Consider the following 12245-nt stretch of genomic DNA (forward strand, 5'->3'; position numbering starts at 1 on the left):
GAAATTCCGCTTGTCAGCCTGCTTATTATGTATATACATGTTCGCAGCGAAGAAAAGGTGCAATCGATGTCTCAAGACGATTTCGACCTGAGGGGAGACGGGCGCGAACCGGCAGGGCCGAGGCTTTGGCGCAATGCCCGCCTGGCCACTCTCGCACCGGATCGTCCGGGCCTCGGCATCATCGAGCATGGCGCAATCCTCGCTGATCGCGGCCGTATCGTCTATGCTGGCCCGCAGGCGGCGCTGCCGTCGAGCCTGCCTGCGGGAACGCAGACCATCGATCTCGATGGCCGCTGGGTCACGCCGGGCCTGGTCGATTGCCACAGCCACATCGTCCATGGCGGCAACCGCGCCCGTGAATTCGAAATGCGGCTGCAAGGCGCGAGCTATGAAGAAATCGCGCGCGCAGGCGGCGGTATCGTTTCCTCGGTCAAGGCCACCAATGCGCTGTCCGTCGAGGGCCTTGTCGAAAGCGCGCTGCCCCGCGTCGATACGCTGATCGGCGAAGGTGTCACCACGTTGGAGGTCAAATCCGGCTATGGGCTGAGCCGCGAGGGCGAGATCCGCATGCTCAAGGCAGCGCGCGCGCTCGGCAATATCCGGCCGCTTCGCATCGCCACCAGCTACCTCGCCGCTCATGCCTTGCCGGCCAATTACAGGGGCCGTGCGGATGCCTATCTCAACGAGGTCGTCCTGCCTGGTCTGGACGAAGCGCATGCGGCCGGACTGGTCGACGCGGTCGATGGCTTCTGTGAGGGGATCGCTTTTTCGCCTGCTGAAATCGCCCGCGTCTTCGACCGCGCCACCGCTCTTGGCCTGCCAGTCAAGCTGCATGCCGAGCAGCTCTCCAATCTCGGTGGGGCAAAGCTTGCCGCTTCCTATGGCGCGCTCTCGGCGGATCATCTGGAATATCTCGACGAAGACGGCATCGCCGCCATGGCCAAGGCCGGCACCGTCGCCGTGCTGCTGCCCGGCGCCTTCTATGCCATTCGCGAGACGCAGGCGCCGCCGGTGGCGGGCCTGCGCCAGGCCGGCGTGCCCATTGCGATTGCCACGGACTGCAATCCCGGCACCTCGCCGCTGACCTCGCTGCTGCTGACCATGAATATGGCGGCCACGTTCTTCGGTCTGACGGTGGAAGAGTGCCTTGCCGGCATAACCCGCGAAGGCGCGCGCGCGCTTGGCCTGCTTGCCGAGATCGGCACGCTCGAAGCTGGCAAATCCGCCGATTTGGCGATCTGGTCGATCGGAAGCCCGGCAGAGCTGGTCTACCGCATCGGCTTCAACCCGCTCCATGCACGCATTTACAAAGGCGAGGAAACCCGTCGATGACCCTTCTTCTGCATCCGGGCGCCGTGACGCTCGATCAACTTGCCCGGATCTACTGGACCGGCGAAGCCGCGCGCCTTTCGCCCGAGTTCGATGCGGGTATCGAGGCAGCCGCCGGTCGGATCGCCGAGATCGCGGCAGGCAATGCGCCGGTCTATGGCATCAATACCGGCTTCGGCAAACTGGCCTCGATCAAGATCGACAGCGCCGATGTCGCGACCCTGCAGCGCAATCTCATTCTTTCGCATTGCTGCGGCCTCGGCGCGCCGCTGAAGCGCGAGATCGTCCGGCTGATCATGGTGCTGAAGCTGATGTCGCTCGGGCGCGGAGCCTCCGGCGTGCGGCTGGCGCTGGTGCGGCTGATCGAGGCGATGCTGGAAAGGGACGTGACGCCCGTGATCCCGGAAAAGGGCTCGGTCGGCGCATCCGGCGATCTTGCGCCGCTCGCCCATATGACGGCGGTGATGATCGGCGCGGGCGAAGCCTTCTTTAAAGGCGAGCGGCTGCCCGGTAGCGAAGCTCTGAAGCGCGCCGGGCTTGAGCCCATCGTGCTTGCCGCCAAGGAAGGGCTGGCGCTGATCAACGGCACGCAGGTGTCCACCGGCCTGGCGCTCGCTGGCCTGTTCCGGGCGCATCGCGCGGCGCAGGCGGCGCTGATCACGGGTGCGCTTTCCACCGATGCGGCCATGGGCTCGTCCGCCCCCTTCCATCCCGACATTCACACGCTGCGCGGCCATCAGGGCCAGATCGATGCGGCGGCGGCGCTGCGCGACCTGCTTGCCGGCTCCGCCATTCGCGAAAGCCATATCGAGGGCGACGAGCGGGTGCAGGACCCCTATTGCATCCGCTGCCAGCCGCAGGTGGACGGCGCCTGCCTCGACATTCTGCGCAACGTCGCCCGCACGCTGGAGATCGAGGCCAATGCGGTGACCGACAATCCGCTGGTGCTATCGGACGGTTCGGTCGTCTCAGGCGGCAATTTCCATGCCGAACCCGTCGCCTTTGCCGCCGACCAGATCGCGCTCGCGGTGTGTGAGATCGGCGCGATCGCCCAGCGGCGCATCGCATTGCTGGTCGATCCCGCGCTGTCCTATGGCCTGCCGGCCTTCCTCGCGGTCAAGCCGGGGCTGAATTCCGGGCTGATGATCGCCGAGGTGACCTCAGCCGCGCTGATGTCGGAGAACAAGCAGCTCGCCCACCCGGCCTCCGTCGATTCCACGCCGACCTCGGCCAATCAGGAGGACCATGTGTCCATGGCCTGCCATGGCGCAAGGCGGCTTTTTCAGATGACCGACAATCTCTTCGGCATTATCGGCATCGAGGCGCTGACGGCAAGCCAAGGCGTGGAGCTGCGCAGGCCCCTGACGACAAGTCCGGCTTTGCAGAAAGTCATCGCCACGGTCCGCGCCGTCGTGCCGGCGCTGACCGAAGACCGCTACATGGCCGACGATCTGGAAGTCGCCAGCCATTTGATCGCCACCGGCGCATTGGTCGAAACGATCGAGCCCGACCTGCTGCCCGCACTGTCGGGGCGTTGAACGGCGCGGCATCGACGCCACGGACCGAAAAAAGGAGAGCTTGTCATGAGCAAGGTCGTGGACATCAAACAGGGGCGCTCGCCCGTCATCCTCGGCTTCCCGCATACGGGCACCGAGGTGCCGCCGGACATCTGGGCGCGGCTGAACGATAATGGCCGGCTGCTGGCCGATACGGACTGGCATATCCACCGGCTCTATGACGGGCTGCTGGACAACGTGACGACGGTGCGCGCCACCTTCCATCGCTATGTCGTTGACGCCAATCGCGATCCGTCAGGCGCAAGCCTCTATCCGGGCCAGAACACCACGGGCCTGGTGCCCGAGACCGATTTCGACGGCGTGGCGATCTGGAACGAAGGCGAAGGACCGGATGAGGCCGATCTGGCCGCTCGCCTGCGCGACTTCCACCAGCCCTATCATACGGCACTGGAGGCAGAAATTGCACGGGTGAAGGCGATCCATGGCGTGGCCATTCTCTATGACTGCCATTCGATCCGCTCGCATATTCCCTTCCTCTTTGAGGGTCGGCTGCCGGATTTCAACATCGGCACCGATATGGGCCGGACCTGCGACGCCCGCATCGAGGCTGCGGCCTTCGATATCGCGAATAGCGCGATCGACTACAGCGCCGTTCTCAATGGCCGCTTCAAGGGCGGCTGGACCACCCGGCATTACGGACGGCCTTCCGAGGGTCAGCATGCCATTCAGATGGAGCTGGCCCAAGCCACCCATCTTGCCGAGGAAGCGCCACCCTTCGCTTATGATGCCGGCAAAGCGGAGCGGCTGCGCCCCCATCTCGGCGCGATTCTCCAGCGGCTCGAAGCGCTTGCCGCCGACCTCACTGCTCAACGATAACAGGGAACTTCTGCCGTGACCGATCCACGCCACAACATCCGCGAGATCCGCGCGCCGCGCGGCAACGAGCTCAACGCCAAGAGCTGGCTGACCGAAGCGCCGCTGCGCATGCTGATGAACAATCTCGACCCTGACGTCGCCGAAAATCCGCATGAGCTGGTGGTCTATGGTGGCATCGGCCGTGCCGCCCGCACCTGGGCCGATTTCGACCGGATCGTCGCCGCACTGAAGAGCTTGAGCGACGAAGAAACGCTGCTGGTGCAGTCCGGCAAGCCGGTCGGCGTCTTCCGCACCCATAAGGACGCGCCGCGCGTTCTGATCGCCAATTCCAATCTGGTGCCGCATTGGGCCACCTGGGACCATTTCAACGAGCTGGATCAGAAGGGTCTCGCCATGTATGGCCAGATGACCGCCGGCTCCTGGATCTATATCGGCACGCAGGGCATCGTGCAGGGCACCTATGAGACCTTCGTGGAGGCCGGCCGCCAGCATTATGACGGCAACCTCACGGGCCGCTGGATCTTGACAGGCGGGCTTGGCGGCATGGGCGGCGCCCAGCCGCTCGCCGCCGTCATGGCCGGCGCCTGCTGCCTGGCGGTGGAATGCGACGAGACGCGCATCGATTTCCGCCTGCGCACCCGCTATGTCGACGAAAAGGCCCGCAGCCTGGACGAAGCGCTTGAGATGATCGACCGCTGGACCAAGGCGGGCGAAGCCAAGTCCGTCGGTCTGCTCGGCAATGCCGCCGAGATCTTCCCCGAGCTTGTCCGCCGCATGCAGGCAGGCGGTCCGCGTCCGGATATCGTCACCGACCAGACCTCGGCCCATGATCCGCGCAACGGCTATCTGCCAGCCGGCTGGAGCGTGGAAGAGGCCCGCGCCAAGCGCGAGAGCGACCCGAAAGCCGTGGAAGCGGCCGCCCGCGCCTCGATGAAGCAGCATGTCGCCGCCATGGTCGATTTCTGGAACGCCGGCGTGCCGACGCTGGATTATGGCAACAATATCCGCCAGGTGGCCAAGGATGAGGGGCTGGAAAACGCCTTCGCCTTCCCCGGCTTCGTGCCCGCCTATATCCGCCCGCTCTTCTGCCGGGGCATCGGGCCCTTCCGTTGGGCGGCGCTTTCCGGCGATCCGGAGGATATTTACCGGACCGATGCCAAGGTGAAGGAGCTTCTGCCCGACAATCACCACCTGCACAATTGGCTCGACATGGCGCGCGAGCGCATCGCCTTCCAGGGCCTGCCGGCGCGCATCTGCTGGGTCGGCCTCGGCGACCGCCACCGCCTCGGCCTCGCTTTCAACGAAATGGTGCGCAAGGGCGAGCTGAAGGCTCCAGTCGTGATCGGTCGCGACCATCTCGATTCCGGCTCGGTCGCCTCGCCCAACCGCGAGACCGAAGCGATGAAGGATGGTTCGGACGCGGTCTCCGACTGGCCGCTGCTGAACGCCCTGCTCAATACGGCGTCCGGCGCCACCTGGGTCTCGCTGCATCACGGCGGCGGCGTCGGCATGGGCTTTTCCCAGCACTCGGGGATGGTCATCTGCTGCGATGGCAGCGAGGATGCCGACCGGCGGATCGAGCGCGTGCTGTGGAACGATCCGGCCACCGGCGTCATGCGCCATGCCGATGCCGGCTATGAGATCGCGCTCGATTGTGCCCGCGAGCAGGGCCTGCGCCTGCCCGCCATTCTCGGAGAATAAGGCCATGCGTCTCCTCCCCGCCCGCCACCATCGGCGCATGCCCTGGAAGAATGGCGGCGGGGAGACGCGGGAGATCGCCATTTCCCCCGGTGCGACAACGCTTGTGGATTTCGACTGGCGGCTGAGCATGGCGCATGTCGCCAGCGATGGCCCCTTCTCGCTCTTTCCCGGAATCGAGCGCACGCTCTGCATTCTGAATGGCGCTGGCATCAGGCTGACGCCATCGGGCGAAGAGACGCGCCTCGTCACGCTTACGAGCCCGCCCTTCACATTTTCCGCCGAGATCCCCGTCGCGGCCGAACTCGTGGACGGGCCGATCCTCGATCTAAACGTGATGACCCGCCTTAGCGCCTGGCGCCACGAGGTTACGCCGATCCAGGCCGGCGAGGATATCTCTCTGCAGCCTTGCGACGCTGCGTTTCTGGTCTGCCGCGCAGGCGCCCTTACGGCCCGTGCCGGCGGCGAAACGGTCGAAATCGTCTCCGAGGATGCTGTCGATCTCACGAGCACGGCCGATTTGCGACTGGACGGTAGCGGCGATGGCTTTCTGGTCCGCCTGTTGCGGTAAAACAGCCCGCGGTGGCAACGCGCCTCTCCAGTGCGTCGATCATCCCGGCGTCATTCCCAGCGTTTGCCTGCGCCAAAGACCGCCTCGTCACCCTTGAATAGGGAACAAGAAATTTTACGACGTGCCCGGCAAATAGTCTATTCATTCTGTAGATATCCTCGCCACCCTCCTAGTCTGAAGCATGACAGGAGGATCTCATGACCCAATCCATCAAAAGGCTTCCTATTCTGGATCTCCGGCGTTTCGCGCCCGATCATCCCGAACGCGCCGCCGCGCTTGAGGAACTGCGTCATGTCGCACGCAGTCTCGGCTTCTTCTATCTGACGGGACATGGCATCGCGCAGGCCGAGATCGACGCGCTGACCGCGCTGGCGCGGCGCTTCTTCGCCCTGCCGCTGGAGAGCAAGCTGGAGATCGAAATGCGCCGCTCGCCGCATTTCCGCGGCTATAACCGTGCGGGGCTCGAATATACCCGCGGCGCACAGGATTGGCGCGAGCAGGTCGATTTCGGGCCGGAGCGGGAAAAGTTGACACTCGCGCCCGGTGACCCGCCGTGGAAGCGGCTGATCGGGCCCAACCAGTTTCCCTCGGCCTTGCCGGAGCTGCGCCCGGCCGTTCTGAAGTGGATCGACGATGTCACGGCGGTCGGCATCAAGGTGCTGCAGGCCTTTTCCGAAGCACTGGGGCAGACGCCCGATGTCTTCGCGCCGATCTACAGCAACGGGCCGAACCAGCTTCTGAAGATCGTGCGCTATCCCGGCCGTGACCAGACGGAGAGCGACCAGGGCGTGGGCGCACACAAGGATGGCGGCTTCGTCACGCTTCTGCTGCAGGATCGTGTCGGCGGATTGCAGGTGGATGACGGCGCCGGCGGCTGGATCGATGCGGCACCTATTCCCCGCACTTTCGTCGTCAATGTCGGCGAGTTGCTTGAGCTGGCCTCCAACGGCTATCTCAAGGCCAATATCCACCGGGTGGTGACGCCGCCGGCCGGCGGCGAGCGGCTGTCGATCCCCTTCTTCCTCGGCGCCAATCTCGCCGCCACCATCCCCGTGCTGGACCTGCCAGCGGCGCTTGCGGCGGAAGTCTCCGGCGTCACGCAGGATCCGCTCAATCCGCTTTTCCGCGAGGTCGGCCGCAACGTGTTGAAGAGCCGTCTGCGCTCCCACCCCGATGTTGCCCGCGCCCATCATGCCGACCTGATCGACCCCGCGCAGAAAGAAGCCGTACCGGCCTGAGGCCTGCGCTGCCCGAGACCTGGACCGCGACCTGCCGGACGGCCGGCAGGTCCTCGCCCCCTCCCTCAAGACGACACGCACACGAAAGGCAGAGAGCATGACCATCCACAATCCGCCTGTTGCCATTCCCGAAACGCCGGCAGCGCCGAAGGGCGCCTCCGGGCCGCGCAGTCTGCGGCGCCATCCCGAAACCATCGCGCTTCATGGAGGAGGCTTCCGCTTCGATCCCGCGACTGGCGCGGTGGCCGTGCCGATCTATCAAACGAGTTCCTACCAGCTTCCCGGCACAGAAGGAGCGGACAAGCTCTTTGCGCTGGAGGCGCCGGGCCATCTCTACACCCGCGTCTCCAACCCGACGCAGGATGCCTTCGAGCAGCGGCTGGCGGAGCTCGAAGGCGGAGCAGCGGCGCTGGCGCTGGCATCCGGCCAGGCGGCCTCGGCCTTCGCGATCTTGAATCTTGCCCGTGCTGGCGACAACATCGTCAGCGCCGCCGGCCTTTATGGCGGCACCTGGGCGCTGTTTGCCGCCACGCTGAAGAGCTTCGGCATCGAGACACGCTTCGTCGATGCCAACGATCCCGAGGCCTTCGCCCGCGCCACCGACGCGCGCACCCGGGCCTATTATGCGGAATCGCTGCCCAATCCCAAGCTCGAGGTCTTCCCCATCGCCGAGGTGGCGGAGATCGGCCGGCGCCACGGCATTCCCTTGATCGTGGACAACACTGCCGCGCCGCTGATCATCCGGCCGCTGGAGCACGGCGCCGCCGTCGTGGTCTATTCCACGACCAAATATATTGGCGGCCATGGCACATCGATCGGCGGGGCAATCGTCGATGGCGGCAACTTCCCCTGGGCCGATCTGGCCGAGCGTCTGCCGACGCTACACGAGCCCGATCCGAGCTATCATGGCAAGAGCTGGATCGAGAAGGCCGCTGCCATTGATTTCCATCCCTATATCCTGCGCATCCGCGCCGTGCTGCTGCGCGATATCGGCGCGGCCGTCAGTCCGCAAAATGCGTTCCAGTTCATCCAGGGGCTCGAGACCCTGCCGCTGAGGCTGCGCCAGCATAATGAAAATGCGGCTGAGGTCGCCGACTTTCTCAAGCAACATCCGAAGGTCGCCAAGGTGATCTTCCCGAAATTTCACGAGGGCAAGGCCGGGGAGCGGGCGCGGCGCTATCTCAAGTCCGGACATTGGGGTGCATTGGTCGGCTTCGAGCTGAAGGACGGGCGCGAGGCCGGCCGCCGCTTCATCGATAGCCTGCAATTACTCTATCACGTCGCCAATATCGGCGATGCCCGCTCGCTCGCCATCCACCCATCGACGACGACCCATTCGCAGCTGACCGCCGAGGAGCAGCTGGCGGCGGGCGTCACCCCTGGCTATATCCGCCTTTCAATTGGCATCGAACATGCCGAGGATATCGTCGCCGATATTGCCCAGGCGCTGGAGCGGTCCTGACGCCGTCGAAGACCTCGTCTGCTGGCCTCACGCGGACGGCAGAAGGGCATAACGCGCAAGTAGCGTGCGCAGCTTGGCATCCTGGTCGGCATCCGGCAGAAGAGCCGGCTGGCGGCTGGCACCGACCGACGGATCGCGCAGATAAAGCGCACGCTTGACCATGGCCGGCGCGAAGCCAAGGGCGTATAGCTCCGTTCGGAAGGCGGCAAATGTCGCCTGGTGGCGCTCGGCCTCGGCAAGGTCCCCGGCATTATACGCGCCGACAATGCCCGCCAGGACCTCCGGCATGGCATTGCCCAGGCCGGAGATACAGCCGGCTGCACCATTTTGCAGCGACCACAGCACCAGATGGTCCGGCCCGGAATAGACGGTGAAACCAGGCTTTTCCCTGGACACCTGCAGATAGGCCGCAAGCGTCTCCTGCGCGCCGCCGGAGTCCTTGATGCCGGCAATATTGCCGTGGTCGGCGAGCCGGGCCGCCGTCTCCGGCTCGATATGGTTCTGCGTGCGGGCGGGGATGTCGTAGAGATAGACAGGCGTCTTCACCGCATCCGCGATGGTGGAGAAGTGGCGCACCAGGCCATCCTGCGTGCAGGCGATGAAGAAGGGCGTGATCACCGCGATGCCGTCGACGCCGATGCGGTCGAAGGCTCGGGCGAGCTGCAGGGTCTCGAAGGTGGCGGGCATGCCGGCATTGACGATGACCTGCGCCCGGCCCGCCACCTCGTCCACCACCTCTTCCGTCAGCCGGATCTTTTCCTCATGTGTCAGCGCGGTGAAATCGCCGTTGGTGCCGGCGCACATGATGTTGTTGCCAGCTTCCACCTGCCGGCGCACTTGCGCACGGGTCGCGGCGTAATTGATCGTTTCATCGGTATTGAAGCAGGTCACGAGGGCGACGAAGGCGCGCTTGGGCGCGGTGCTGGTGGACATGATGGTACTCCGGTTTCTAGACCTCGTCCGGCTCAGGCGCGATCGCTTTGGCCTTGGACAGGGGAAAATATAATTTTGGCAGCGCCGCTCAGGCAGGTTCGAGACGGCGCGCGCGATGGGCGGCCTGAACCTCGGGATCGGGATCGAGGCTGGCGGCCAGCAGCGCCTGCGTATAGGCCTCGCGAGGGGCGTCGAAGACTTGGCGCACATCGCCGAGCTCCACCACCTCGCCCCGGCGCATGACCATGACCTGATCGGCGAAGTCGCGCACCACCGGCAGGTCGTGCGCGATGAAGATGAAGGAAATGCCGAGATCGCGCCGCAGGCCGTCGAGCAGCGCGATCACCTGCGCCTGAACCGACACGTCGAGCGCGGACACGGCCTCGTCGCAGACGATCAGCTTGGGCTCCAGCGCCAAGGCCCGGGCAATGGCGATGCGCTGGCGCTGGCCGCCTGAAAACTGGTGGGGATAGCGGCTCATATGCTCGGCCGAGAGCCCGACCTGGGCCAGAAGCTCGGCCACCCGCGCCCGCCATTTCGACTTCGGCAGGATGTCGGGATGGATGACCCAGGCCTCGGAAATCAGCTGATAGACGGTCATGCGCGGGTTGAGCGACTGTGTCGGATCCTGGAAGACCATCTGCAGGTCGCGCCTCAGGCGAAAGAGCTCGGCTGGGGAGAGGGTAAAGAGATCGCGCCCCTTCCATTCGGCAACGCCGCTATCCGGCTCGTCCAGCCGCAGGAGAACGCGGGCGAGCGTCGACTTGCCCGATCCGCTCTCGCCGACAATGGCCAGCGTCTCGCCGGCTGCGAGATCGAAGGATACCCCCTTCAGCGCTTCGAACGCGCCATAACGCTTGCGCACGTCGCGCACGGTGAGAAGCGGCTCGCGACGCGCCAGCGGCGGATGCATGTCACCCTTGCCGGGTGCGGCGGCGATCAGCTTTCGGGTATAGGCATGTTTCGGCGCGTGATAGATCTCGCGCACCGTGCCGGATTCGACCAGAACGCCCTTCTCCATCACCACGACACGGTCGGCGATTTCGGCCACCACGCCCAGATCATGGGTGATGATCAGGATGGCCATGCCGGTCTCGCGCTGCAGCTCCTTCAGAAGCGCTAGCACCTCGGCTTGAACGGTGACATCAAGCGCGGTTGTCGGCTCATCGGCAATCAGGAGATCGGGCCGCAGCGCCAGCGCCATGGCGATCATCACGCGCTGGCGCTGGCCGCCGGAAAACTCATGCGGATATTTGCCCATGGCACGCTCTGGCTCGGGAATGCCGACCCTGCCGAGCAGGCGCAAGGTCTCGGCCTCCGCCTCGCCGCGCGGCGTTCCATGAGCGGTCATCGCCTCCCGGATTTGCCAGCCGACGGTATAGACGGGATTGAGGTGGCTCAGCGGATCCTGGAAGATCATCGCGATCTTCCGGCCGTTCACCTCCAGCCGCTCGGCCGGGGTCATCTTCAGCAGGTCCTTGCCGTCGAGCAGGATCTCGCCCGAGGCGATGCGCCCGGGCGGCATGTCCACGAGGTTCATGATGGCCGACGAAGAGACCGATTTGCCGGAGCCGCTTTCGCCCAAAATGGCCAGCGTTTCGCCTCGGTCGAGCCTATAGGAAATGTTGCGCACAGCGGGCACGATGCCGGCGAGCGTGTGGAATTCGACCGAGAGATTGCGCACGTCGAGCAGAGGTTCAGCCATGACGGCCACCTTTCATTTCCAGCCGCCAGCGCTGCACCGGATCGAGCGCGATGCGCAGCCAATTGGACAGAAGGTTGAGCGAAAGCGTGGTGAGGATGATGGCGAGGCCCGGCCAGAAGGACAGCCACCAGGCATTGGTCAGATATTGCCGCCCCTGCGAAATCATCAGGCCCCAGGTGATCTCGGGCGGCTGGATGCCGATGCCGAGGAAGGAGAGCGCGCTTTCGGCCAGCATGACATAGGCGAAATCGAGCGTCGCGAGCGTCACCAGCGTCGGCAGAACCACCGGCAGGATATGGCGGAAAAGAATGCGCCTGCTGGACGCGCCCATAACCCTTGCTGCCTGAACGAACATGCGTTCGCGGATTTCCAGCACCTCGGCCCGGGCCGTGCGCAGATAGACCGGGATGCGGGTGATCGCCAGAACGAGGATGAGATTGAGGACGGAGGAGCCGAGCAAATAGAGCACGATCACGGCGATCAGCAGCGAGGGAAAGGACATGATGACATCGGCGAGCCGCATGATCACCTGTCCGAGCCGCGGCGAGGAAAAGCCGGCGACGAGGCCTAAAAAGGTGCCGGCAATGCTCGACAGGAGAACGGCGCCGGCCGCGACCATCAGCGTGTTCTGCGCGGCAACGATGATGCGTGCCAGAAGCGGCCGCCCCAGCGCATCGGCCCCCAGCCAGTAGAACCAGTCGCGGCTCCAGTCGAAGGGCGCGAGATTGCGGCCGCGCAGGTTCTGCTTGACCGCGACGTCATCGAGCCAATGCGGGCCGATGATGGCAAGGATCAGCACCATGATCAGGAACAGGGCGGAGACCAGCGCGAACTTGTCGGCCCACAGCATGCGCAGGAAACGCGCGGCCGGATGGGGCTCGGGCAGGATGGCGTTTTCGGTCGAGGACAGGCTCAT

Annotated in this window: 10 protein-coding genes; 7 read left to right on the plus strand and 3 right to left on the minus strand. The window is 65.0% G+C overall.

Translation table 11 applies throughout. The annotated features are described in order from the left end of the window. Positions 1–66 precede the first annotated feature (66 nt). The 7 genes from hutI to BMX61_RS08160 all read left to right on the plus strand — a co-directional run bounded on the left by hutI (position 67) and on the right by BMX61_RS08160 (position 8691). A complete protein-coding gene (gene hutI, locus BMX61_RS08130; protein WP_075626324.1) occupies positions 67–1332 on the plus strand; it encodes an imidazolonepropionase in 1266 nt (421 codons plus the stop codon). Next, positions 1329–2867, plus strand: coding sequence for a histidine ammonia-lyase (gene hutH, locus BMX61_RS08135; protein WP_075626323.1), 1539 nt, complete (start codon positions 1329–1331; stop codon positions 2865–2867). The genes hutI and hutH overlap by 4 nt, the downstream gene beginning before the upstream one ends. Before the next feature lie 45 nt (positions 2868–2912). Then, on the plus strand, positions 2913–3722 hold the full coding sequence (gene hutG / locus BMX61_RS08140) for an N-formylglutamate deformylase (protein WP_075626322.1): 810 nt from the start codon (positions 2913–2915) through the stop codon (positions 3720–3722). A gap of 15 nt (positions 3723–3737) precedes the next feature. Next, positions 3738–5423, plus strand: a complete 1686-nt coding sequence (gene hutU, locus BMX61_RS08145; RefSeq protein ID WP_075626321.1) for a urocanate hydratase — start codon at positions 3738–3740, stop codon at positions 5421–5423. Between the two features lie 4 nt (positions 5424–5427). Beyond that, on the plus strand, positions 5428–5991 hold the full coding sequence (locus tag BMX61_RS08150) for a HutD/Ves family protein (RefSeq protein WP_075626320.1): 564 nt from the start codon (positions 5428–5430) through the stop codon (positions 5989–5991). A gap of 197 nt (positions 5992–6188) precedes the next feature. Further along, positions 6189–7229 (plus strand): isopenicillin N synthase family dioxygenase, encoded by a 1041-nt coding sequence (locus BMX61_RS08155; protein WP_075626319.1) that lies wholly within the window; start codon positions 6189–6191, stop codon positions 7227–7229. Between the two features lie 97 nt (positions 7230–7326). Further along, the gene (locus BMX61_RS08160) at positions 7327–8691 is read left to right on the plus strand and encodes an O-acetylhomoserine aminocarboxypropyltransferase/cysteine synthase family protein (protein ID WP_083639290.1); all 1365 of its coding nucleotides are present in this window, start codon (positions 7327–7329) and stop codon (positions 8689–8691) included. 27 nt (positions 8692–8718) lie between these two features. On the opposite strand, the gene BMX61_RS08165 is transcribed toward BMX61_RS08160, so the two are convergent. From BMX61_RS08165 to BMX61_RS08175, 3 genes are all read right to left on the minus strand, one after another. Continuing rightward, complete coding sequence (locus BMX61_RS08165) at positions 8719–9624, minus strand: dihydrodipicolinate synthase family protein (protein WP_075626318.1); 906 nt, start codon at positions 9622–9624, stop codon at positions 8719–8721. A gap of 88 nt (positions 9625–9712) precedes the next feature. After that, on the minus strand, positions 9713–11329 hold the full coding sequence (locus tag BMX61_RS08170) for an ABC transporter ATP-binding protein (RefSeq protein WP_075626317.1): 1617 nt from the start codon (positions 11327–11329) through the stop codon (positions 9713–9715). Continuing rightward, positions 11322–12245, minus strand: a complete 924-nt coding sequence (locus BMX61_RS08175) for an ABC transporter permease (protein ID WP_075626316.1) — start codon at positions 12243–12245, stop codon at positions 11322–11324. Before BMX61_RS08175 ends, BMX61_RS08170 begins: the two co-directional genes overlap by 8 nt.

Origin of the sequence: Xaviernesmea oryzae, from assembly GCF_900109605.1 — a bacterium.
Taxonomy (GTDB): domain Bacteria; phylum Pseudomonadota; class Alphaproteobacteria; order Rhizobiales; family Rhizobiaceae; genus Xaviernesmea; species Xaviernesmea oryzae.